This window comes from Kitasatospora sp. NPDC008115 (assembly GCF_042957205.1).
GTDB lineage: Bacteria > Actinomycetota > Actinomycetes > Streptomycetales > Streptomycetaceae > Kitasatospora.
The window spans coordinates 300112-323890 of the sequence record NZ_JBIBHU010000002.1; the positions used below are offsets into that span (position 1 = coordinate 300112).

Genomic DNA, 23779 nt, shown 5'->3' on the forward strand with positions numbered 1-23779 from the left:
ACGGCGCGACGGGGCCGCGCGTGCTGAAGCCGCGCGTGCTCCGAAGATCGCAGCCCCGCTCCGGTGCGCGCGCGCTGCACTGCTCCGTTCGGCGGCGCCACGGCCTGTCCGCTCCGGTCATTTCGACATCCGATCCGACAAGCGGGTGGCTGCCAAACAGTGGCGTGACGGACATCGGGCGAGCAGGTTCGAACGATTCCGGTCGAAACCCCATCGGAGGCGGTCGGCGAGGCAGCATCGCTCCGAGGACGACCGGGTCTCCACCCGATCGCCTGTCATGTTCGGGGCGCATTGACCGAGGGGGTGCCGGATTGCCGGCGATCGACGACGACCACCTGCCCGACCCTTCCGACGGGGACGGCCCGCCCGCGCCGGGCGGCGCAGACCTCGGAGAGCTCTCCGACTTCGGCGCCTTCCTGCGGCTCTCCGCCGACCTCACCGGCTTCGACGAGACGGAACTGCGCGACACCGGCATGGCACACGAACACCACCGCACCCTCCTCGCCCACCGCGTCCGCGACGAACACGACCTGCTCCACCTCTGGTACGTCGGCGCCTGGCCGGACGAACCGCCCTCCTCGCCCCGCGCCCACGACCGCGGTCTGATGTGGCGCACCTTCGACGGCGCCGCCCCCGGCAGCGCCGCCCCCGGCCACGGCAGCTGGGCCGACGCCCCGCACGGCGGAGGCGACCGATGAACCGGCCGCCGGAACGCCACCCCGAGGACGGCGACCGCCCCTGGGACGTGATCGTGGTCGGCGCGGGCCTCGCCGGCACCCTGGTCGCCCATCGCCTCGGCGCCCACGGCCACCGCGTACTCGTCCTGGAAGCCGGCCACGCCGTCCCCGGCGCCGCCACGACCACCACCGCGTACCGGGCCGCCGGCGGCGGCACCCCCACCTCGCCCTACCCGCGCAGCGCGGACGCCCCCTCCCCGGACGTCGACGACCTCACCGGCCTGCCCGACGGCGGCTTCACCGCCGGCGGCCACCTCGTCCAGCGCGGCCCGCTGCCCTACGCCAGCGGCTACCTGCGCGCCAACGGCGGCACCGGACTGCTCTGGACCGGCCTCACCCCGCGCATGCACCCCGAGGACTTCCGCACCGCCGACCTCGGCCACGGCCGCAACTGGCCGATCGGCTACCACGACCTCGAACCGTACTACCGGCAGGCCGAACAGGAGCTCGGCGTCGCCGCCGACGCCGACCAGCAGCGCCACGACGTCGGCCTGCCCATCCCCGACGACTACGCCTTCCCGATGCGCCCCGTCCCCGCGAGCCACCTCGACCGCACACTCGCCCGCGCCCTCGACGGCCGGACCGCCCGCGACCCGGCCGCCGACCGGGACGCCCGGCTCACCGTCAGCACCACCCCGCACGCCCGCAACGCGCCGCCCACCCCGGGCGCCCCCGGCGCCGTACCCGCCCACCCGACCGGCCCGCTCTGCCAGGGCGCCGCCAACTGCGTCCCGGTCTGCCCCACCGGCGCCAAGTACACCCCGCTGCGGACCCAGGCCCGCTGGGCGCCCGGCGTACGGCTGCGCACCGACGCGGTGGTGAGCCGGGTCCTCGTCGACGCCGCCACCGGCCGCGCCACCGGCGTCGAGTACCACACCGGCGGCACCGTCCACCGGGTCCGCGCCGACCTGGTCGTGCTCGCCGCCCACGCCATCGAGAACGCCCGGCTGCTCCTCCTCTCCGGCCTCGCCAACCGCGGCGACCGGGTCGGCCGCAACCTGATGGACCACCCGGCGCTGCTCACCTGGGGCCTGCTGCCGCAACCGACCGGCCCCTACCGGGGACCGGGCTCCACCAGCGGTCTGGAGGCCTTCCGGTTCGGCCCCGGCCGCGCCCGCCGGGCCCCCTTCCGGATCGAGATCGGCAACTGGGGCTGGTCCTGGGCCGGCCGGCCGCCCCAGGCCGAGACCGCGGGGCTGCTGCGCGCCGGGCTGCGCGGCAAGGAGCTCCGCGAACGCCTCGGCGACCGGCTCGGCCGTCAGTTCTCGCTCCAGTTCGAGCTGGAGCAGCCCGCCGACCCGGCCAACCGGGTCACCCTCGACCACACCCGCCGCGACCCGCTCGGACTGCCGCGCCCCGCGCTGCACTACGACCTGTCGGCCTACGTCCGGCACGGCATGGCCTCCGCCCGGGCCGTCTCCGACCAGCTGTTCGCCCTGCTCGGCGCCGAGGACCACACCCGCTACGAGGCCGGCCCCGGCTGGCCCGGGCGCCTCGAACACCTGGGCCGGGCCTACGCCTACCGGGGCGCAGGCCACGCCGGCGGCACCCATGTGATGGGCGACGCGCCGGGGGACTCCGTGGTCGACCAGTGGCAGCGCTGCTGGGACCATCCCAACCTCTACGCCGTCGGCTGCGGCTCGATGCCCTCCCTCGGCACCTCCAACCCCTCGCTCACCATGGCGGCGCTCGCCCTGCGCAGCGCCGACCGCATCCACCGCGAGCTCACGGCGTTGCACCGGGCGGCCGTCCTCGCGCGCCCCGTCCTCGCGCCCTCCGCCCCGACCACGCCCCCGCCCCCGTCCCCGCCCGCAACCCCGTCCCCGAACCCGTCCCTGTCCCCGAACCCGTCCAGGGAGCCCTCATGACCGGTCTGCCGCTGCCGCCCGTGCCGGAGCCGTACTACCTTCCCTTCCACTACGGTGCCCTGCACAACATCGGCGTGGACTTCCTGGTCGAGCCCGGACCGGTGCGGGTGCTGCTCGCCGAACGCCATCCCGCGCTGGCCGCCGCCGACTTCGGCGGCCTGGCCTGCGTCTCGCTCAACTACCAGCTCTACTTCGCCCAGTACCCGACCGGCGGCGGCATCACCGAGGAGGTGGAGATCAACGTCATCGCCCACCCGGCGTCCGCCGCCGACCGGCTCCCGGCCGTCGACTACGGCCAGTACGCCCGGGGCCACGACCAGACCAGGCTGCTCGGCATCGCCCGCCTCCACGTGCTCTGCGACAACCCGCTCGCCATCGACGCGGGCACCGTCCTCTACGCCGAACCCAAGCACCCGGGCTGGTTCACCGCCGTCCTGCCCTCGCTCAACGCGGCCGCCGTGCACGACCGCTGGTCCTTCGTCTGCCACCGGGCCGGCCTCGGGCCGGACGGCCTGCGGCGGTACGACGAGGAACTCTTCGCCGTCGAGGCGGACCTCGCCGGACTCGACGGCGAGCCGGTCGTCAACACTCCGGTCACCGGCTACGGCACCGACCCGGAAGGGCGGCTGCTGGCCGGTCCGCTGACCGTCCACCAGCCCTACCGCTTCCACCCGCTCGACACCCGCACCGCCGACCGGATCCGGCTCACCCTCGGTCGGCCGGGCCCGGAGCCGGGGGACCGCAGCCGGCAGGCCGCGACCGACCTCGCCCGGCTGGTCGGCGGCGCGCCCGCCGCCGGGGTGTGGACCTACCAGTCCGCCCCGGTCGCCGCGCACCACCGCCCGTACTACGTCCGCTGACCCGGAACCGGCCCGCTGTCGCGCCAACTGGCGGGCGAGCGGTTGAAATTCATTCCATCAGGTGAAGCAGGCGGCGGCGGGTCGTCCGCCCCGCCGCCGCTCGCCGATAGTGGGAGACCGATCGGGCACCGAGTGTCCCGACGTACGGAGATACGGAGAGAAGGAGCGGCACATGCGGACCGAGGCCACCCAGCGGATCGATCTCGTCTTCGGCCTGTTCGACGCCAACGGCAACGGTGTGATCGACATCGGGGACTTCGACCTGATGTCCAAGCGCGTGGTCGAGGCCGCGGTCGATTCGGACGAGGCGGACAAGGACGCCATCCGCGCCGCGTTCCGGCGCTACTGGGTGACTCTGGAGACGGAGTTGGACGCCAACGGCGACGGCGTGGTCACCCGGGAGGAGTTCCGCGGCTTCGTCCTGACGCCCGAGCGCTTCGGCCCGACGATCGGGCAGTTCGCCGACGCCCTGGCAGCCCTGGGCGACCCGGACGGCGACGGCCTGGTCGAACGCCCGCTGTTCAGCGCCCTGATGACCGCGATCGGCTTCGGGCACGCCAATATCGACGCCCTCTTCGACGCCTTCGAGCCGACCGCCGACGACCGGATCGCGGTGGCCACCTGGGCGGAGGGCATCCGTGACTACTACGCGCCGGACAAGGCCGGCATCCCGGGGGACCACCTGGTGGGCACCCCGGCCACCTGATCCGTCCGGCAGCGGCACCCCGCCCGTTTCCGGACCAGTCGACGACCAGCCGAGGAGCAGTGTGAAACCAGCAGTCGGACTCGCCGTGGGACGTGGAACGGGCGCGGAGCTCGCGGCCGTCTTCGAACGGGTCCTGCACCGGATAGCGGCCCTGTACGGCACCGGGGTCGAGATCGTCAGATCCCCGCGGACCTACCACTCGTACGTCTCGCTCCGTGAGGAGGTGGGCGACGTCGAGCGGATCCGCGCGCTGACCGAGGAGGACGCCCGCCACTACGAGCGGTTCTGCCGCGAACGCGCGCGGCTCGGCACGACGGCCGTCTTCCGCACGGCCGTCAACGCCCAGTCGCTCTACCTGGTCCGCCGGCGCCTCCAGGCCGTCAAGGTCGAGCCGATCGCCGCCGGGGACGGTTCGCTGCTGCTGGTCAGGGACCAGGCCCAGGGCTTCTACACCGGAGAGAACCGGCACGCCCCGGGCGTGGTCACCCGCACCATGGAGTTCAGCCGGGAGATCACCGGCAAGGTGCTCGACTTCGCCGTCCGGCGCGCCCGGCGGCTGTGGCCCGACGGCGGACCCGCCCGGGTGGTGATGGCCTACAAGTTCCACCTGCTGGACGGCGCCCTGGACGACTGGGTGGGCGAGATCGCGCGCGGGCTCGGCGTCGAGGTCCGGCTGTTCCAGCCCGACACGGTCAACCGCAACCTGATCACCCACGGCCTCGGCGACCGGACGGTCGTCGTGGCGGGCAACGAGTGGGCCGACATCATGCACGTCGTCCTGCTGGACCGTTTCGGCGGCGAGCGGCAGGAGAGCCGCTACACCGAGAACGTCCACCTGCACCCGGAGCTGCGGGAGTTGGTGGAGTACCAGACCGTGCACGGCTCCGCCGACGACCTCGCGGGCAAGGACACCGTCAACCCCGTCGCCACCCTGCGCGCCGCCGCGGCGATCGCCGAGCGGCACGCGGGCTGCCCGGGCGCGGTGGCCGCCGTCGAGGCCGCCCTGGCCGCCGCCGAGCAGCGGGGCGTGCGGACACCCGACCTCGGCGGACGGCACTCCACCACCGCCGTGGTCGACGCCGTGCTCGACGCCCTGACGGCGCGGGCGGCCGCGGCCGGCCCGCTGCCGATCGGCGGGCCGCGCCCCGCCGGTGACGCGCAGGCCGCCAGTGATGCGCAGCCCGTCGGTGATGCGCAGCCCGCCGGTGGTGCGCTGCCTGACGCCGGAACGCTGCCCGTCGGTGGTCCGCCGCCCGTGGCCGTCCTCGCGGACCGGCCGTGAGCGCCGTGCCGGACCGGACGGCGCTGGTCGTGGTCGACCTGCAGAACGACTTCTGCGCCGGCCCCGTCGCCGCGGCCCGCTACCCGGGGGACCCGGAGCGGCTCACCGTCGTGGCGGCCAACGCCGCCCGGGCCGTCGAGACGGCGCGGGCGCACGGCACCGAGGTGCTCTTCGTCCGCTTCCTCGGCGACCCCGAGCACCAGGGCGCCGCCTGGCGCCACCGGGACGCCGTGCTCGGCAAGCCCCCCAAGTGCCTCGACGGGAGCTGGGGCGCCGAGTTCCACGGCGTGGCGCCGGAGCCCGGCGAGGCGGTGTTCACCAAGTACGCCTGCTTCGACGCCTTCCTCGGCGAGGGCTTCGGCCCGTACCTCACCGGGCGCGGGATCGGGCACCTGGCGTTCGCGGGCGTGTTCGCCGACGTCTGCGTGGACAGCACCGCGCGCACCGCCTTCCAGAAGGGCCTCCATGTGACGCTGCTCCGGGACTGCACCGCCGCCCTGCACTACCCGGACGAGGAGGTCCTGAGCTTCATGGGCCGTGTCTACGGCGCCCGCGTCACCACCCACGACCGACCCGCCGTCTGGACACGGCACCCCGAGCAACTGGAGCGCCCATGACCCCCGCCGCGGCCGCCCCCGCCGGCACCGGTGCCACCACCGGTGCCACCATCGGAGCCGCCACCGGGGTGGCCCTTGCCGCCCCCTGCGGCGGCTCCGGCGGCTCCGGCGTCGACGAGGGCGTCGGACTGACCGCGCTGCTGGTCGCCGCCGCCCGCGCGATCGAGAGCCGTCGCCCCGACGCGCTGGCCCGCGACCCGCTCGCCGAGCACTTCGTCCGCGCCGCCCGCGCCTCCGCGCACTGGCCGGTCCACCCCCGGGACGTCCCGCGGGGCGCGGACGGCGCGGACGACCCGCTGTGGGGGCGGCTCGGCGGCTACTTCGCGCTGCGGACCAGGGCCCTGGACGACCACCTGCTGCGGGCCGCCCAGCTCGGCGCCCGCCAGGTGGTGCTGCTCGGGGCCGGGCTGGACGCGCGGGCCCACCGGCTGGACTGGCCGCCAGGCACGACCGTCTTCGAGCTCGACCGGGCCCGGGTGCTCGGGTTCAAGCAGCAGGTCCTGGACCGGGTCGGCGCGCGGCCGACGGCCCGGCGGGTGCCGGTCGCCTGCGACCTGCGCCTGGACTGGGCCGCCGCCCTGACCGCTGCCGGTTTCCGCCCGGGCGAGCCGACCGCCTGGCTCGCCGAGGGCCTGCTGCTCTACCTGCCGGCCGCCGCCGAGCGGCGCCTGATCGCCACCGTGGACCGGTTGAGCGCGGCCGGCAGCAGCCTGGCCTACGAGGTGAAGCTCGGCATGGAGCCCGCCGCCGTGCGCCGCAACCCCGTCTACCTCGCGGCCCGCGACCGGCTCGGCATCGACCTGCTGGTGCTGTTCGACGAGGAGCCCCGGCCCGACACCGCCGCCGACCTGGCCGCCCGGGGCTGGGCCACCGTCACCCACACCCCGTTCGAGTTCACCCGCCACTACGGCCGCGGCCCGCGCCCCGAGCCGGACGACGCGCTCGCCGCCAACCGCTGGTGCTTCGCCTCGCGCGGGCCGCTGCCAGGCCCGCGCCGCCCGGGGCCGGCCCCGCTCTGACCCGGGCCCCCGCCGGCCGGACGTCCGGTCCCGCCGACGGGACGTCACCAGGTCCGTGCCGCCGGCGGCACCCGTTCGCGGACCAGCGCGACGTGCGGGTTGGCGGACGGGCCCGGGCGCCGCACCACGTGCGCGGTGTTGATCGGCGGGTCCTCGGGCCGACGTCCGGCATCGGCTTTCCGATTGGTGCCCGCCGTCGGGCGGGCCTACCGTCGAGGGCGTCGGCCGCGTTGACGTTCCGGGGTGTGCTTCGTCAGGAGGTGCACGGTGGACGCCCCGCAGGCGCGGGCCGACCGACGCGTCGAAGCGGCCGTCGAACTGCCGAGCGAAGACCCGGAGACCCCCGATGTCGAAGAAGATCCTTTTCGTGATGACCGGCGCCGACCACTGGACGCTCGCCGACGGCACCCTGCACCCGACCGGTTTCTGGGCCGAGGAGGCCGCCGCGCCGTACGAGGCGTTCAAGGCGGCCGGCCACACCGTGACCGTGGCCACCCCGGGCGGTGTGGTGCCGACCGTCGACACCGCCAGCCTCGCCCCCGAGTTCAACGGCGGGGAGGAGGGCGCGCGGCGGGTCGCGGAGGTGCTGGCCGGCGCCGAGGAGCTCAAGAGCCCGATCGCGTTGGAGGACGTGCGCCTGGACGACTACGACGCCGTCTTCTACCCCGGCGGCCACGGCCCGATGGAGGACCTGGCCGTCAACGCCGACTCCGGCCGCCTGCTGGTCCGGGCGCTGAAGTCCGGCAAGCCGCTCGGCGTGGTCTGCCACGGCCCGGCCGCGCTGCTGGCCGCGGTCGAGGAGGACGGCGGCAACGCCTTCAAGGGCTACCGGGTCGCGGCCTTCACCAATGACGAGGAGACCCAGGCCGGCCTCGCCGCGAAGGCCGAGTGGCTGCTGGAGACCCGCCTCGTCGAGGCCGGTGTCGACGTCCAGGTCGGCGAGCCCTGGGCCCCGCACGTGGTCGTCGACCGCAACCTGGTCACCGGCCAGAACCCGGCCTCCGCCGCCCCGCTCGCCGCCGAACTGCTGAAGAGGCTGGCTGGCTGACGCGCCGGCGCCGACCGCCCGGAGCAGCTCCTGGACGCCGCCTTCCGGCCGCGCGGGGACTCCCCGCACACCGCCGAACTCCTCACCACCGCGGCCCCCACCTCGACGCCCACCTCGCCCTCGCCGCCGACCACCCCACCCTCGTGCCCCACCTCGTCCACGCCTTCTGGCCCTGGTACCTGCGCGAACGCAACCACGGCACCTGGATCACCCACCACACCACCGCCCTCCACCTGCTGCTGCGCCGCCAAAAGCATGGTGAGGTGTCAAGGAGCAGCGAGCCCATCGTGGCAGGCGCCGGGGGCACCGCGTTTCCGTCTCCGTTGCCGGGGTTGGTGGGCTCTCGTTCGGCGCCCTTCCATGCTCCTGTTGGGAGGAATGGGCGAAGGGGCGGCACCCCGCATCCTGGCTCTTCGCCGCCCGTGGCGTGCGAACCGGCCCGGACGGGGCTCTCGGCTGCCATGATCAGCACATGAGTGAGTACTCCTGGCCCTGGGAGAACCATCAGGACCGAGCGGCCATCGCCCGCGCAGCCTGGACCGAAACCGTCCGAGCCCTGCCCATCGGGACCCGGATCACAGGCGAGGTCGTCGGACGGCAGCCCTTCGGTGTCTTCCTCGCGATCGACAGCCGGCCCGATGCCGTCGGCCTCGCCAGGGTCGACGCCATGCCCAGATGCCTGGACCTGCCCGCGGTCGGCCGGCGTGTCACCGGCGACGTGATCTGGCATGCCGATCACAACCACCAGGTCGGGGTCACGCTCGCCACGTGGGCCCACCACGAGGACCCGCTACCCGCCTTCGCCGACCGTATCGGCCAGGTCGTCACCGGACGCGTCACCGGGATCGTGCCGATCGGAGCGTTCGTCCGCATCGCCCACTGCGTCGAAGGACTCATTCCGCGCGCTGAGCTTTCCGACGCACCTGCGGGGGATGCCGAGCAGTCCGTCCACGAAGGCCGGGAGATCGCCGTGCGGATCGTGTCCGTCGACCTCGAACGGCATCGGATCAGCTTGTCGGCGAGGGTTTGCGGTCGGCCCGGACAGAGCCCGTTCGCGGCGTAGGCTCCCTGCCACGGTCCAGGCCGCACCCGGGCAAGGTCTACCGGGAGCTCCACTCCTCGCCGGGTAGCGAGTGCCAGAGGTCGAGCCGGTTGTGCAGCAGGAACAGCGGTCGGGTCAGGTTGATGTCGCCCGCACGCTGGGAGCGGATCGCAAGACCGAGGCCGGAAAAGACCGGGTCGGCGGCGACGCTGTACCTCAGGCGGCCGTGCGGTGTGCGGTGCACGAGCCAGTCCTCCAGCTGGGACGGTGTGCAGCCGGTCAGCGGAACGCCGTCCAGCCGCACCTGGGGGCCGGTGAGCGCGTTCAGGGCCACGCACTCCAGACGGTCAGCGGTCCCACCCCGACGTAGGGCGTGAACGTCCATTCATCGCGCTTGTCGTCTCCGGCGATCCGCCACGGGCCCCGATACCCCGGCGCCCTGCCCTGGGCCGCCGTGGGCGGTTCGGGTGCCGGCTCGTGCGGGGCCGCTGGCTCCGGTGCCGTCCGGTCCGGGGATTCCAGGGCAGCGGTGTCCTCCGGCTGCTCGGCCAGCCATTGGATCGCCTGCTCCTGGCCCTCGTCGAACGGGTCGTCCGCCAGGGCGTGCGCCCGGTCCACGGCCGCGCGGCATTCCTCTTCCTCGGTGATGAGGACTGCGGTGTCCTCGCCCCAGCTCTCCAGCCGCTCCCGCACGATCCACCGGTAATAGGAGTCCGCACTCCGGGCCAGCACATCGTGGACGACGGGCACGTGGCACGGGATCGACGCGGCGAGGGTGGGATCGGCCAGCAGCAGGGCGGTGGCCGCGATGGCGGCCTCCCTCACCTGCGGATCGTCGTCCTCGCAGAAGACCGCGACGTGGGTGTGGAGCGTCGGCCGTACGGCCCGGGCGGCGGCGAGGTCCTGCGGCGCACCGGCACCGTCCTCGGCGTCCAGGCGGGCGACATCGGCGAACGAGACCAGCCAGTTCAGCAGCTCTGCGCGCAGCGACCGCCGGCCCGCTCTCCGCTCCCACCGGTTCTCCGCGAACGTGCAGGCCGTCATCGACGCCGACACCCGCCTCGTGGTCGCCACCGCCCGCCCCCCTGCTGCGGGCCCAGGAGGAGGACAACGCCGAACACCGCCGCGTGCGCGCCCGTGTCGAGCACACCTTCGCCCGCATGAAGAACTACAAGATCCTCCGCGACTGCCGACAGAAGGGCGACGGCCTGCACCATGCCGTGCAGGCCGTCGCCCCACATGCACAACCTCGCCCGAACCCGGTGAACCAGCAGGTCAGAGCAGAAACCGGCCTGCCCGCACCCGGACTTTTGCAAAAGCTTCAGCACTCCAGTGAGAGTTCTCCATTGGGCCCCGCTCACCAGGTCACGGGCAGTGACCGCATCCCGTAGATAAACGACTCGGTACGGAATTCGCGCTCGCCGGTCAGCCGCAGCCCCGGCAGCCGGCGGAACAGCGTCTCCAGGGCGATCTGGAGTTCGGCGCGGGCCAGCGGCTGGCCCAGGCACTGGTGCACGCCGAAGCCGAACGCCAGGTGGCGCCGGGCGTCCCGGTCCAGGTCCAGCTCGTCCGTCGCCCGATGGCCGGCGCCGCCGAACACCGCCTCGTCCCGGTTGGCGGTGGAGAGCATCGCCATCACGCCCTCCCCGGCCCGGACGGTGACGCCGCCCAGCTCCACGTCCTCCAGCGCCACCCGGGGCAGGCCGGTGTGCACGATGGTCAGCAGCCGCAACAGCTCCTCCACCGCGCCCGGCAGGGTGGCCGGATCGGCCAGGCCGGGGATCTGCTCGGGGTGCTCCAGCAGCAGCGCGGTCGACAGCGAGATCATGCTCGCGGTCGTCTCGTGCCCGGCGATCAGCAGCAGCACGCCCATGCCGGCCACGTCGTCGGGGGTCAGGTCGTCCCGTGCCGCGAGTCGGCTGAGGGCGTCGTCCTCCGGCTGTGCGCGCTTGCGGGCCGTCAGGTCGCGCAGGTAGTCCCGGACCTCTTCCTGGGCCTCCCGGAGCTGCTCCACGGTGCTCTCCTGGCTGAGCATCGTGCGGCTCAGGCTCTGGAAGCGGTCGTGGTCCTCGTACGGCACGCCGAGCAGCAGGCAGATCACCAGCGAGGGCACCGGCAGCGCGAAGTCGGTGACCAGGTCGGCCGCGGTCCGGCCCGCGGTCATCCGGTCCAGTGCCCCGTCCACGATCCGCTGGATCTCCGGGCGCAGTGCCTCCACCCGCTTGACCAGGAATTCCCCGGTGATCATGCGGCGCTGGCGGGCGTGCTCGGGGTCGTCCAGCCGCAGGAAGTCCGGATTGTCGGTGATCAGCTCGCGAGCGCCGGCGATCAGCAGCGGGAAGGCCGGGTGGCGTATGTCGGCGCTGAACCGGCGGTCGGACAGCACGGTGCGGACCTCGGCGAAGCCGGTGACCAGCCAGCAGAGGTCGCCGTCGGGCAGCTCGGCTCTGGTCACCGGCCCGGTGGCGGCGGCCTCGGGGTACGCGGGCGGCGGGCCGAACGGACAGCCGCCGGAGTGCCGGGCCGGCAGTGGGAGGACGGGGGTGGTGGGTGCGGTGGCCAAGGCGGGGGGTCTCCTCATGTCGCGGGTGTTCTCGTGGTGCTCGGGGCCCGGGAAGGTTCCCGGCGGCCTGTGGGGCCGGCGGCGGGTGTCCGTCAGGCGCCGGTCCGCGCGGGCTCGTCCCCGGTGACGGTGATCGCCCGGCCCGGGCAGAGCTCGGAGGCGAGTCTGACGTCGTCGAACTGCTCGGGCAGCAGGACGATCTGACGGAGTGTCACGAGACTGTCCCGGTCGTCCTGGTCGAAGACCGCGGGGGCGTTCATCACGCACATGCCGGAGCTGCAGCAACGGTCCCGGTCGATGCTCACCTGCATGTCGGGCTCCTTTCTCCAGGGCGGCGCCGGTTGCCCGGCGACCGCCTCTCGTTGTCATGGTCAACCCAGCCGTCGCTGGTCCGTTCACGGAGGGGTGCGGTGGCCGGATCCTGATTTCGGCAGTCGCAACTCCCGTGCCCGTGACGATGTGCCGCCGATCCGGCCCGCTTCGGTGTGACAGCACCCACCCGATGGTCGGGTGCAAATGGCTTGGTATCACGGAGTTCTGATGGCAGCTCCGGTCGGAATCGCCACAGCCCTGGGGCGATTACGTGCCCCGATACTGCGGCATGCCCCAGCCGCCGGGAATACGCAGAGGACAGGTCTGCACACATGGACAGAAGGTGTCTGCCCGTGTGTGCAGAGAGGACGAACCGTCAATCACCCTCCTGGAAACGGTCGTTATTGTGCTGTCCCGCCAGTCTCTCGGCCGGCCCCTCGGTCGCCGCTGGTCTCGCCGGCGGCGCACCGGATTCGCCCCGACGACAGGAAATCCGCCGTGATCCTTCTGACCGGCGTCACCGGGACGGTGGGCGGCGAGGTGGCCCGGGGCTGCTGGTGCCGGCCCGGCCGGTGCGGGTGCTCGCCAGGGACCCGGCCGGACGACTTCCCTGAGGGGTGGAGGAAGGGCGGGTTCGGCTGGGTCTATTTGTCGGGGTGAACCCCCATAGAAGTGAACGAAGCCATGCAGGAGGCGTGTGCCGCGGCCCTCGCGGCGGTGGAGGAGGCGCAGCACGCGCTGGCGCTGTCCCGCCGGGTGCAGCCGGGCGGGACAGCGCCGGCCGGTCGTGGACGTCAACCTCGACTCGCGTGGTCTGCGGGAACTGTCGCAGTGGTACCACCTGACTGCGGTGCGCAGGCAGATCCGTGAGGCCGTCGCCGGCCTGGGCCAGGTGGACACGGGATGGCCGGCGAGGGCGAGGAGAAGGAGACGGCGGTGGCAGGAAGCGCCCGGGGAGCCCGTGGGGGAGGGCCGAAGCGGGGCGCGGGCGGAGGAGGGGCTGGCCCGGTCCCGGTCCAGCCGCCTGGCGATGGCCGCCCGCCACAGGGCGCGCCCCGGTGCCGGAATGGGCGCGGCGGGCGGTGGTCGGGGCGGGGGTCGATCCGGACGACGCGGCGTAGCAGCAGGCAGGGCCTCGGCGCTTCGGTGCCGGGGCCCTTTCGCGTGGGCTACTGGTCTGCGGACCACGGATCGGTCTTCCAGGTGATCTTGAAGACCGTGTGGGGCGGGTAGGACCTGAAGCCCCCTCCACCGCTGCTGTCCGGCTTGACGTGCACCCAGCCATCTGGGCCGATAAGGGCCAAGCCTGTGTCTGCGGCGTGGCCGCCCTCGGTGGCGGGGAGCTCAATTCTGGCTTCGGTCCATGTGGTCTGTGTCATGTGTCGACTGTTCCTGGCCCTGGAGCGGGGCCGCCACTCGGCGTGCGCCGGGTGGCGGGCAGCACACCTCGAAGGTGCAGCCTGACCGGAGCAGGGGGCCTCGGGCGCGCTCTGGGCCCTCCGTCATGCGCTGGGGGATCACAGCCAGAGCGGCCTGGCCGGCTTCGCCGCCGGACTGATCCCCGACCTCGACGCCGTCGTCCTCGGCATGAGCACCGACTGGTCATCCGGCCCAGCCGAGGGCCGCGTCAACGCCCTCAACGCCCTCAAGCGCGGCGTGTTCGGTCGAGCGAAGCCACACCTACCTGCGCAAGGCGGTCGCCGGAGGCGTGCGCCTGGGACGCTGGCGGGCCGCAGCCGTCTCCCTGCTCGCCCTGGCCGTCACCGAACTCGACCTCGCACACCGAGGCCGCATGACGCCCCGCCGTTGCCGTCGGGCCGCGGATTCCCGAGCACCATCGGCCAGGAGGGCGTTCCGCGACCGATCAGCCCGGGAGGTAGACGGTGGTCGCGGTGCGCAGGGCGGCGTCGACCTGGGCGAGCCGGTTGTGAGCGCCCTCGGTGAGCAGCGGGCGCCAGCCTTCGACCGTGTGGGTTCGCCACTCGGTGTGTTCCTCGGGCTGGAGGGTGACGGCGTTGAGTTGGTCGCCGGCGAGGGTGCCGCCGTCGAAGATGAAGCCGATCTTGACGCGCGGCCACCTCGGGCCGGGGCCGGTGAAGGTGACGGCGAGGAGGCGGGGCTGCTCGACGAGGCCGGGGTGGAGAACCTCCAGGCCGAAGCCGAGTTCCTCCCGGTACTCGCGCGCCGCGCAGGTGAACGGGTCCTCGCCGCGTTCGACGTCGCCGCCGGGCCAGTTCCACACCGTGGGGTCCCGGCGCGAGCGCAGGCCCAGGGTGCGGCCGCAGGTGTCGGTGACGTGGAAGCAGCCGTAGGACGTGGCGTTCTCGATGGTGGTGACGTACTGCTCGGGCGGGAGATCCGGTGGATCGGCAGCAGGATGCCGTCCAGCGGCACGAACGCCTTCGTCCGCGCCGACCTCCTCGCCCCGGTGACTGCCGGGGCGAGGACGGCCAGGATGTCGATGGCCGCACTGGCTTTCGCGGAGGTCCTGCTCGCCGTGGACACGAACGTGTCCGGCGGGCGTTCAGCCTCGCGGCGACATTTGTACAAGACTGATGGACGGCAGCACAGGCATCGTCCCGTGCATGGGACATGAAGACGTCACGCACCTGCACGGGATGCACGTGGTCCACTACGGCCCGCGACAGGCGCCGCCGCTGGTGCTCATCCACGGATCGGGATCCTCGGGCAGTACCTGGAGCCCGGTGGTGCCGGCACTCGCCGACCGGTATCACGTCATTCAAGTTGACCTCCCGGGTCACGGCCAGTCCCCGCCCGCGCCGTCGTACGACGTGCCTGAGCAGGCAGGCCGCCTGGCCGCGGTGCTCGACGAGCTCGCCCTTCGTCCGGCTACCGTGGTCGGGCACTCCAGCGGTGGATACGTCGCCACCGCGCTCACCGAACAGCGCCCTGACCTGGTCGGTTCGCTCGCACTGATCAGCAGCGGCCCGAGTCCCGACGCACTCCTTCCGCAGCCCGCTCTCCTCCGGGTGCTGATTTCCCCGCCGCTGGGCCCGCTCCTCTGGCCGATCCGTTCGGACGCGATGCTCCGCAAGGGGATGAGCGCAGTGTGCAACCGCCAGGTAAACATCCCGGACGACCTGGTCGCCGAGGTCCGGGGCATCGGCTATCGCACGTTCAGGACAGTGCTGCGCCGAAACACCGCGTACATCGCCGAGCGGAGCCTCCCCGAGCGCCTCGCCGCCCTCGACGTCCCAGTCCTGGTGATCTTCGGCGCTGCCGACCGCCGCTGGGATCCGTCTTCGGTACACCACTACGACATGGTGGCGAACGCGCGGATCGAGCAGTTGCCCGACGTCGGGCACCTCCCCATGTTCGAAGCGCCGGAGACGACCGGTGAATTGCTGCTGGCCTTCGCGACAGCAGGGCGCTGACACCGATCGCTACCCTGGTGCCATGTGGTCCACCGATTCACCTGACTGGACATCAGTGGAGGTCGCCGTCCCACGGAAGTCACAGCGACTGCCCGGTGTCAGCATGGCCGGGTTCGCCCAACGTGTCCCGGCACTCGCGGACATCGCCATGGTCGCGCACCCATCGGTCACCCTGTTCATGGACCTGAGCGAGGGAGACGGCCTCGTCTACGACGTCCACGGCCGGCGCGAACACGGCAGCATGGTCGTCGGACTGATCCCGGGCGACCTTCGGGTCAGCGGCCGGACGGCCGAGGGATGCCAGTGCCTCCAGATTCGGTTGTCGCCGGTCGTGGCAGCCGCGGTGCTCAGCGCATCGACCGAGCTCGTCGGGACGGTGGTCTCCCTGGCAGACATCTGGGGTCGCGACGCCGGGCGAGTCGAGGACAGACTGCGCGCCGCCACGTCGTGGGACGAGCGGTTCACGATCGCGGCGGATGCCCTCGGCCGGCGGCTGGACGCCCGCCCACCGCTCGATCCGGAGGTCGCTGCCGCCTGGCGGCGGTTGCGCGCCAGCCGGGGACAGGTGCGGGTCGACGGTTTGGCGAACGAGGTGGGATGGAGCCGCAAGCGCCTTTGGTCCCGCTTCCGCTCCCAGGTCGGCCTCACCCCCAAGCGGGCTGCCCAGTTGGTGCGCTTCGACCACGCCGCCCGCCTTCTCGTGGCGGGTGACGCCGCTGCTCGCGTGGCGGCCGCAAGCGGCTACGTCGACCAGTCCCACCTCCACCGCGAGGTCAAGGCGTTCACCGGGGCGACGCCCACCGCCATTGCCGCTGCACCGTGGCTCGCGATCGACGATGTCGCGTGGCCGACTTCGTCCGCCGACCTGCCGCCGGCACCGTGTGCGCTACGGGCGGCGGGACCGCCGGTCGGTGGGGCCGGCCGGCGGTCCTGACGATGGTTCGGGTGATGGCTTCGGTGGTGCGGACCTCGGCCGTTCGGGTCGTGGCTCAGCCGGTGATGCAGTCCGGGACCGGGTTGGTCTCGCTGTAGATCGCGGTGTCGGGCATCCAGCCCCAGCCGCCGGTGTCGGACTGCGTCCACAGCCACCGGTAGGGGTGGGGTCCGCCGCCGTTGTAGCCGCCCTCGTCGGTCTTACAGACGAACCAGCTCGGGTTGCTGCGCATCACGCCGGTGACCGGGTAGGCGGTGGAGGGCTGCGAACGCACGTTGGTGTTGGGGACGTTGTTGCAGTAGTGGACGCGCCAGCTGCCGCTGACGGTGCCGCCGACGGTCCCGGTGTAGGTCCAGCCGGCGTCCCAGCAGTCGGCGGCCGCGTGGGCCGGGCCGGCCGGGAGCACGGCGGCGCCGGTGGCGGCCGCCAGGGCGATGCCGAGGGTGGCGAGCTTCCTGCGGAAGTTCATGGTGGTTCGGGTGCCTTTCGGTGTGGCGCTGCGCGGTGTGGCGTTGTGCGGTGCCGTACGCCGCTGGGCGCGTCGCGCGGCGGTGGCGGGGGAGAGGGGGAGAGGGGGATGCGCGGAAGGCGTCCCGGGCGTGGTTCGCCGGCGGAGCGGCCGCATCGGACGGGCCGTCGGCTCCGGGCCCCGTGGCGACGGTTCCGAGCGTCGCAAGCACGTCCGGACGGCGTCCAGCGGAGCGTCGTCGCCCGTTGCGGCGGGAAACGGGAAACCCCTCGGGAAACCGCGGCCGGGCTGCCGGAACGCCGGCCGTCAGTCTGCGCCGCAGCCCTTCCGGTACGGCTGCCCCGGCAGCAGTCGGGACCAGCGCTCGCGGTCCACCGGGCCGAGCACCGCGCAGACCGCCGCCGAGCGCTCCGCGGTGTCCCGGTGCCACAGCCGCACCGTCCCGTCGCTGCCGCCGCTGGCCAGCGTCCGGCCGTCCGGGCTGAAGTCGACCGACCGGACGGAGCCGCCATGGCCGGAGAGCGTGGCCGCCGGTGCGCCCGCGACGGCGTCCCAGAGCCGGACCGTCGCGTCGTTGCCGCCGCTGGCCAGGGCGCGGCCGTCGGACGCGAAGGCGACCGTGCGCACCGCGCCCGCGTGCCCGGTGAGCACGGTCGGTTCGTGCCGCGACCCGGTGTCCCAGGTGCGGACGGTGGCGTCGTTGCCGCCGCTGGCGAGCGTGCGGCCGTCGGGGGCGAAGGCGACCGCGCGCACCGCCCCGGTGTGCCCGGTGAGGGTAAGGGTCGGCCGCCGGTCGGCGATGTCCCAGAGCCGCACGGTCAGGTCGTCGCTGCCGGTGGCGAGGGTCCGGCCGTCGGGGGCGAAGGCGACGGCGTTCACGAAGTCCTGGTGCCCGATCAGGACGCCTTCGGGGCCCGGCTGTCCGACGTTCCAGAGCCGGGCCGTGCGGTCCTCGCCCGCCGAGGCGAGCAGTCGGCCGTCCGGGCTGAACGCCACTGCGAACACCGGGCCCTGGTGCCCGGTGAGGCCGACCCGCTCGCGCAGGGTGGCGAGGTCCCAGAGGCGGACGGTGGCATCGGCGCCGGCCGAGGCGAGCAGTCGGCTGTCCGGGCTGAACGCCAGGCCGAGGACCTGGCTCGCGTGACCGGTGAGCACGCCCGTCTCGCGGCGGGTCGCGACGTCCCAGAGCCGCACCGAGCGGTCGGCTCCGGCGGTGGCGACGGTGCGGCCGTCCGGGCTGAACACCGCGCGCCGGATTTCCGTGTGCGGATGGGGGGTCAGCGTCGCCGCGCCCAGGTCCCACAGCACGGCGGAGTGGTCGAACCCGGCGGTCGCCAGCAGCGTGCCGTCCCGGCTGGCGGCGACGCCCTGGACGTAGTCGGTGTGGCCTCCGAGAGTGGCGGTCACCCGGCGGGCGGCGACGTCCCAGAGCCGGACGGTGCCGTCGCCGCTCGCGCTGGCCAGGGTGGCGCCGTCGTCGGTGAAGGCGACCGCGTTGACGTCGTCGTCGTGGCCGGTGAGGGCCGCCGCGGCGGTGCCGGTGGCGGTGTCCCACAAGCGCACCGTGCGGTCGGTGCCCGCCGAGGCGAGGGTGCGCCCGTCCGGGCTGACGGCCAGGCCGAGGACCTGGCCGAGGTGGCCGGTGAGGGTGGCCGTGGGGGTGCCGGTGACGGTGTCCCACAGGCGCACGGTGCGGTCGGCCCCGGCGGAGGCGGCGGTCCGTCCCTCCGGGCCGGCCACGACGGCCAGGACCTCGCCGTCGTGGCCGTCGAGCGTCATGAGCAGCCGGGGGTCGGCCGGTGGTTCCTCCGGCGCGATGGTGGAACCGGCGGAGCCCGGGGCGGGGGCGGCCGTGGGGCCGGCCCGGGACGTGCGGGAGTCCGCGCGGGGCCCGGCGCTCGCGCGGCCGTCCGTGCGGCCGAGGTCACGGCCCGTTCCGGGCTCCGTGGTCAGGTCCACTTCCCGGTCCGTCGCCCGGTCCGTCGCCCGGTCCGTCGCCCGGTCCGTTCGCGAACTGCCCGCCCCGCCCCGCTCGGCGGTGGGCGGCGCGTCCCAGCCGGCGGTGGACCAGACGCGCACCGTCCCGTCGGCGCCGCCGGAGACCGCCGTCCGCCCGTCGGCGCCGAAGGCGACCGCGCGGACCGGGCCGACGTGACCGCGCAGCACGACCGGCGGGCGGCGTTGGGCGATGTCCCAGAGCCGGACCGTGCCGTCCGAGCCCGCCGAGGCGAGCAGCCGCCCGTCCGGGCTGAACGCCACCGCGCGCACCGGGCTGTTGTGCCCCGTCAGGGTGGCGGCCGGCCGTCGGTCCGGCAGGCTCCACAGCCGGACCGTGCCGTCCGTGCTCGCCGTCGCCAGCAGCCGGGCGTCGGGGTTGATGGCGCAACTGTTCACCGCGCCCGTGTGGCCGGTCAGCCGTCCGGCGAACGGCTGCGCCTGGGTGCTGAGCAGCGCGCCGCGGGCCTCGGCGGTCGGGGCGAGGCCGAACGCCCGGTCGGCGAGGAGCATCGAGGCCTCGGGGCGGCCCACGGCGAGCCTGGCGGACTCGGCCGCCAGCGCGCGCGAGGCCCCCGTCCGGCCCTGGCCGAGTGAGGTGGTCCGCTGCCGGTGGGTCAACGCCCCGGCGGTGAGCGCGACCACGAGGAGCCCGGCCAGGGTGACGAACAGCCGACGTTCGCGGCGGGCTCGCCGCCGGGCGGTGCGCCCGAGGTGCTCCTCCTGCTCCCGTCCGGCTCGCAGGAAGGCGTCCTGCGAGCCGGTGAGGTCGGCCCGGCGGACCGGGTCGCGGGCCCACTGCCAGGCGGCGGCGAGCCGGCTCCCGCGATAGAGGGCGGCCGGGTCGCGTCCCTCCCGTTCCCACTCGGCGGCGGCCTCGGCGAGCCGGCGGCGGATCAGCAGACCGGCGTGGTCGGCTTGCACCCAGCGGCCCGGCCGGGGCCAGGTGCGCAGCAGGGCCTCATGGGTGATCGCGACGGTGTCGCGGTCCACCGTCAGCAGCCCCGCCCGGACGAGCGCCTCGAACACCGGACCGGCGCCGGACCGGTCGGCCTCCGCCGGGCCGCCCGGCCGGGGCTCCAGGAGTTCCGCGCGGGGGACCGGCCGGTGGCGTTCCATGCCCTCCGGGCCGACCCGCACCAGACGGAGCAGCAGCCGCCGGGCCTGCGCCCGCTCCTCGGCGCCGAGCCCGGTGTAGACGCGCTCGGCGCTCGCCGCGACCGCGCCGTGGACGCCGCCGGTGCGCAGGTAGCCGTCGACGGTCAGGGTGCGGTCGGTGCGCTGCTGCCAGGTGGCCAGCAGCGCGTGCGCGAGCAGCGGGAGCAATCCCGGGGCCCAGCTCGGGCTGTTGCCGCCGTCCGGGGCGTTGGTGCCGTGCGGGGTGTCGTCGGGGGCGCCGAGGTCGCGCAGCAGCAGTTCGACCAGCCCCGGCTCCAGCTGCAGTCCGGCCTCGGCCGCCGGGCGGGTGACGGCCTCGCGCAGCTCGGCGTCGGTCATCGGGCCGAGGGCGAACAGACCGTGACCGATCACCGGGACCAGCTCGGGGTGGTCGAGGCAGCGTTCGCAGAAGTCCGCCCGGAGGCCGAGCACCACGAGGGTGGTCGGCCGGGCCGAGGCGAGGCCGCAGAGCGTACGGACGAACGCGCGCCGCTCCCGCGCGTCGGTACAGAGGGTGAAGGTCTCCTCGAACCGGTCCACGATCAGCGCCAGTCCGGCGTCCGTGGCCGGGGTGGCGCGCAGGGCGGTGCGCAGGGCCGCCATCGGGTGCGCCGTCGGCGTGCACACCGCCACCCGCCACGGCGACGGCCTGTCGCCGGAAGCGAGAGCTCCGGAGGCCAGTACTCCGGAGGCCAGTGCTCCGGCGCGCAGGGCGGGGACCAGCCCGGCCAGCAGCAGCGAGGACTTCCCCGCCCCGGGCGGTCCGACCAGCGCCAGCGGCCCGCGCCCGGCCCGCTCGGCCAGCCGCTCCAGCAGCGCGGCGGTCGCGCCGTCCCGGCCGGCGAACCAGCGGGCCTGGTGCGGGCCGAAGGGGGCCGGCCCCGGGTACGGGGACGGATCGTCGTCCTCGGCCGGCGGCGCGGGCCGCTCGCCGTCCACCGGGTCGAGCAGTCGCCGCAGCGCCCCCTCGGCCCGCAGCAGGTCGTCGCACCGCTGGGCGAGGTCGGGGGTGGCCGGCTTGGCGCCGTTCTCGATCTTGCTGAGGTACCCCTTGCTGTAGTGGACCAGTCGTGACAACGCCGTGAGCGAGAGCCCGCGCGCCTGCCGCAGCCGCCGCAGCTCCGCCCCGAACTCCGCTGCGCTCTGCGGCTCTTCGCCGGGGTGCTGCCCCATCCTGTCCCCCTTCAGGTCGACGCGTTCGGCTCATCCTCGCCGTAGGGCGCCCGGCGAGCGCCCGTCAGGCCGGAATCGCTCCGCCCCTACGCCACCTCATTGACGGACCGTCGCGGCCAGGGGGCCATCCGCCGACCGGCGGAGCGCGTGCCGCCGTCGGGGGCGGGTGCGCACGGGCCGATCCCCGGCGTGCGGCCCGGCGCGAGCGGACCACATGCGGCGTCCCGGAAGGTTGCACGGAGTGCAACGCCGCAGGTCCACCGAGTGCTCCGGCATGCGACCTCCCAGGGGCCTGCCGGAGGGCACCGTACGGAAGCGAACCGGCCATTTGTCGCAAGGAATCCGCCATCACCACGAACCGCACGCGCAATGGTCACGAGCGGTTTCCGGAGTGGTGACTTCCGGTTCGGCCGCCGTCTCTAGCGTGCCGCCCATGACACAGAGTCACCGCCCCCACCGGGCACGTCGCACCGGTCTGCTGGCCGCCGCCGTCGCCTCCGCACTGAGCCTCACCACCGTCGCGATGACCGCTTCGAGCGCCGCCTCCGCCGAGCCGGCCGCGCCCGTCGCGGCGGCCGGGGCCCCGGCCGCCGGCGAGGTCGTCGTCGACGAGCACTTCTCCGGTTCCGCCCTCCCCGCAGGCTGGAGCGCGATCGAGGGTGACTGGAAGGTCGAGAACGGCCGACTGGTCGGCACCTCCGCCAACTCCGGCCAGCAGAGCCGGATCACCTTCGGCCGCCACCTGAACGACTTCCGCTTCGAGGCCACCGCCCGCTTCGAGAGCGTCCAGGACGCCGCCCGCTGGACCGCCCTCGGCCTGGACGTCCCGGCCAGTGGCGCCACCCCGTGGTCCATCGCGACCATGCGTTCCGGCACCACCGCCGCCAACGGGCTGGAGTTCGCCCAGCGCACCCCCGCCAACAGCTGGAACGTCACCAACACCGGGTCCGCCCCGACCGCCGCCGGCACTGGCCGCGACGTGCGGGTCGCCGTCGAGGTGCACGGCACCACCGCGCGCTGGATATTCGACGGCAAGGAGGTGATGCGCACCACCCAGGTCGCCCGCAGCGCCGACGGCGGCCAGGCCCTGGTGGTCAACGGCTCGAAGGTCTCCTTCGACGACCTCAAGGTGACCGCGCTCGCCCCCGGCGGCTGGCTGCGCCCGGCCGGCTCGCCGCTCACCGTGTTCGCCCACCGCGGCGCCTCCTCCGCCGCCCCGGAGAACACCCTGGACTCGGACGAGGTCGCCCGCCGCGGCGGCGCCGAGTGGATCGAGAACGACGTCCAGCCCAGCAAGGACGGCGTGCCCTACGTACTGCACGACGACACCGTCGACCGCACCACCAACGGCAAGGGCCGCATCCGCGACCTGACCGCCGCCCAGCTGGACGCCCTGGACGCCGGCTCCTGGTTCGGCCCGACCTACGCGGGCGCCCGGGTGCCGAGCCTGGCGGCCCAGTTGGAGGACCTGCGCACCCGCGGTGGCAACCTCCTGCTGGAGATCAAGGGCAAGCACAGCCGCGACGAGGTCGCCCGGATCGTCAAGGAGATCCGCGACCACGGCATGACCGGCCGGGTCTTCGTGCAGAGCTTCGAGGTCGAGGCCCTGCGCTACACCCGTGAGCTGGCCCCCGAGCTGCCGCTCGGCCTGCTGCGCGGCGCCCTGGACGCCGACCCGGTGGCCATCTCCAAGGAGCTCGGCCTGGCCGCCTACAACCCGTCCGACGGCGCCCTCGCGCCCCGCCTCGGCGTGGTGAAGGACCTGCACGCGGCCGGCGTCGCGGTCAACGTCTGGACCGTCGACTCGGCCACCCGCTGGAAGGCCCTGGAGGCCGCCGGCGTCGACGGCATCATCACCAACCGCCCCGCCGAGCTGGCCGGCTGGAACTCCGCCTGGCTCCAGGGCGGCACCGTCACCACCCCGCCGGCCGCGCCCACCGTGGCGATCACCTCCCCGGCCTCCGGTGCGACCCTGGACCGCGCCCAGCAGCCGGTGACCGCCGTGCAGGCGAGCGGCGCCGACACCGTCAAGCTCACCCTGGACGGCAAGGAGCTGCCGGCCGGCGCGCCCCTGGACACCACCGCTCTCGCCCTCGGCAAGCACACCCTGCGCGCCGAGGCCACCGGCCCCGGCGGCCGCGCCGAGGCGACCACCGAGTTCACCGTCGCGGCCACCCCGACCGGCCTGGCCTCGCTGGTGCTCACCTCCGGCGCCGACCGCAACGCCGTCGCCACCCTGACCGTGATGCTCGGCCAGGGCCAGTACCAGCCGCTCGCCCACTGGGCCGAGAACCAGGCCGGCCGCAGTGTCCCCGCCGACCGCGCCCGCCTGATCGCCGCCGACGCCCGCGCCCTCGACGCCGCCCCGCGGAGCTGACCCCCGCACCCGGCGCCCCTCCCGGGGGACCTCGTGCCGCCCACCGCGGCACGAGGTCCCCCGCCGTCCCGGGACCGTTCCCGCAACCGCCCCGGAGGCATCAACCTCCTCGCCCTCCCGTCTCCCGACCGACCCGCATGCCCCGGCCCCCGGCCGCCGGGAACGGTCCCCCTGGGCCTGACGCGACACCGTGGTGCTCAGCGACTTCACCTCCCACGAGTACC

General features: G+C 74.3%; 19 protein-coding genes and 1 pseudogene. 13 read left to right on the forward strand and 7 right to left on the reverse strand.

The features are described 5' to 3' along the window. Positions 1-311: 311 nt before the first annotated feature. The 9 genes from ACFZBX_RS03650 (at position 312) to ACFZBX_RS03690 (ending at position 9200) form a co-directional block, all read left to right on the forward strand. The gene (locus tag ACFZBX_RS03650; RefSeq protein ID WP_391531309.1) at positions 312-698 is read left to right on the forward strand and encodes a hypothetical protein; all 387 of its coding nucleotides are present in this window, start codon (positions 312-314) and stop codon (positions 696-698) included. Beyond that, positions 695-2605, forward strand: a complete 1911-nt coding sequence (locus tag ACFZBX_RS03655) for a GMC family oxidoreductase (RefSeq protein WP_391531310.1) — start codon at positions 695-697, stop codon at positions 2603-2605. Before ACFZBX_RS03650 ends, ACFZBX_RS03655 begins: the two co-directional genes overlap by 4 nt. Then, on the forward strand, positions 2602-3465 hold the full coding sequence (locus tag ACFZBX_RS03660) for a hypothetical protein (RefSeq protein WP_391531311.1): 864 nt from the start codon (positions 2602-2604) through the stop codon (positions 3463-3465). The genes ACFZBX_RS03655 and ACFZBX_RS03660 overlap by 4 nt, the downstream gene beginning before the upstream one ends. A gap of 172 nt (positions 3466-3637) precedes the next feature. After that, positions 3638-4171, forward strand: coding sequence for an EF-hand domain-containing protein (locus ACFZBX_RS03665; RefSeq protein WP_391531312.1), 534 nt, complete (start codon positions 3638-3640; stop codon positions 4169-4171). 61 nt (positions 4172-4232) lie between these two features. Continuing rightward, on the forward strand, positions 4233-5453 hold the full coding sequence (locus ACFZBX_RS03670; RefSeq protein WP_391531313.1) for an isocitrate/isopropylmalate family dehydrogenase: 1221 nt from the start codon (positions 4233-4235) through the stop codon (positions 5451-5453). Then, complete coding sequence (locus ACFZBX_RS03675; RefSeq protein WP_391531314.1) at positions 5450-6070, forward strand: cysteine hydrolase family protein; 621 nt, start codon at positions 5450-5452, stop codon at positions 6068-6070. Before ACFZBX_RS03670 ends, ACFZBX_RS03675 begins: the two co-directional genes overlap by 4 nt. Continuing rightward, complete coding sequence (locus ACFZBX_RS03680; RefSeq protein ID WP_391531315.1) at positions 6067-7089, forward strand: class I SAM-dependent methyltransferase; 1023 nt, start codon at positions 6067-6069, stop codon at positions 7087-7089. Before ACFZBX_RS03675 ends, ACFZBX_RS03680 begins: the two co-directional genes overlap by 4 nt. 346 nt (positions 7090-7435) lie before the next feature. Next, entirely contained in the window at positions 7436-8137 is a 702-nt protein-coding gene (locus tag ACFZBX_RS03685) for a type 1 glutamine amidotransferase domain-containing protein (RefSeq protein ID WP_391531316.1), read from the forward strand. Between the two features lie 472 nt (positions 8138-8609). Continuing rightward, the gene (locus ACFZBX_RS03690) at positions 8610-9200 is read left to right on the forward strand and encodes a S1 RNA-binding domain-containing protein (RefSeq protein WP_391531317.1); all 591 of its coding nucleotides are present in this window, start codon (positions 8610-8612) and stop codon (positions 9198-9200) included. Positions 9201-9237: 37 nt separating this feature from the next. On the opposite strand, the gene ACFZBX_RS03695 is transcribed toward ACFZBX_RS03690, so the two are convergent. Beyond that, positions 9238-9513 carry a hypothetical protein gene (locus ACFZBX_RS03695; RefSeq protein WP_391531318.1) on the reverse strand — a complete coding sequence of 92 codons (276 nt, stop codon included), beginning with the start codon at positions 9511-9513 and terminating at the stop codon, positions 9238-9240. Next, positions 9504-10253: a hypothetical protein gene (locus ACFZBX_RS03700; protein WP_391531459.1), complete on the reverse strand. Its 750-nt coding sequence runs from the start codon at positions 10251-10253 to the stop codon at positions 9504-9506. Before ACFZBX_RS03700 ends, ACFZBX_RS03695 begins: the two co-directional genes overlap by 10 nt. Between ACFZBX_RS03700 and ACFZBX_RS03705 the strand changes: the two are divergent. Continuing rightward, positions 10186-10445: pseudogene (locus ACFZBX_RS03705) on the forward strand (transposase); the annotation flags it as partial. The gene ACFZBX_RS03700 and the pseudogene ACFZBX_RS03705 overlap by 68 nt on opposite strands. Before the next feature lie 91 nt (positions 10446-10536). Here ACFZBX_RS03705 and ACFZBX_RS03710 read toward each other — a convergent pair. The 3 genes from ACFZBX_RS03710 to ACFZBX_RS03720 form a co-directional block, all read right to left on the reverse strand. Then, the gene (locus tag ACFZBX_RS03710; RefSeq protein ID WP_391531319.1) at positions 10537-11742 is read right to left on the reverse strand and encodes a cytochrome P450; all 1206 of its coding nucleotides are present in this window, start codon (positions 11740-11742) and stop codon (positions 10537-10539) included. A 92-nt stretch (positions 11743-11834) separates the two neighbouring features. Next, entirely contained in the window at positions 11835-12053 is a 219-nt protein-coding gene (locus ACFZBX_RS03715) for a ferredoxin (RefSeq protein ID WP_391531320.1), read from the reverse strand. A 1865-nt stretch (positions 12054-13918) separates the two neighbouring features. Continuing rightward, on the reverse strand, positions 13919-14383 hold the full coding sequence (locus ACFZBX_RS03720) for an NUDIX domain-containing protein (protein ID WP_391531449.1): 465 nt from the start codon (positions 14381-14383) through the stop codon (positions 13919-13921). A 256-nt stretch (positions 14384-14639) separates the two neighbouring features. On the opposite strand from ACFZBX_RS03720, the gene ACFZBX_RS03725 reads away from it, so the two are divergent. Then, the gene (locus tag ACFZBX_RS03725) at positions 14640-15449 is read left to right on the forward strand and encodes an alpha/beta fold hydrolase (protein WP_391531450.1); all 810 of its coding nucleotides are present in this window, start codon (positions 14640-14642) and stop codon (positions 15447-15449) included. A 22-nt stretch (positions 15450-15471) separates the two neighbouring features. Then, complete coding sequence (locus tag ACFZBX_RS03730) at positions 15472-16383, forward strand: helix-turn-helix domain-containing protein (protein ID WP_391531321.1); 912 nt, start codon at positions 15472-15474, stop codon at positions 16381-16383. A 55-nt stretch (positions 16384-16438) separates the two neighbouring features. Here the strand turns inward: ACFZBX_RS03730 and ACFZBX_RS03735 are convergent, their stop codons facing one another. Next, on the reverse strand, positions 16439-16852 hold the full coding sequence (locus ACFZBX_RS03735) for a hypothetical protein (protein WP_391531322.1): 414 nt from the start codon (positions 16850-16852) through the stop codon (positions 16439-16441). 306 nt (positions 16853-17158) lie between these two features. Continuing rightward, positions 17159-21178 (reverse strand): helix-turn-helix domain-containing protein, encoded by a 4020-nt coding sequence (locus ACFZBX_RS03740; protein ID WP_391531323.1) that lies wholly within the window; start codon positions 21176-21178, stop codon positions 17159-17161. Positions 21179-21611: 433 nt separating this feature from the next. Between ACFZBX_RS03740 and ACFZBX_RS03745 the strand changes: the two genes are divergently transcribed. After that, a complete protein-coding gene (locus tag ACFZBX_RS03745) occupies positions 21612-23555 on the forward strand; it encodes a glycerophosphodiester phosphodiesterase family protein (RefSeq protein ID WP_391531324.1) in 1944 nt (647 codons plus the stop codon). Positions 23556-23779: the final 224 nt, after the last annotated feature.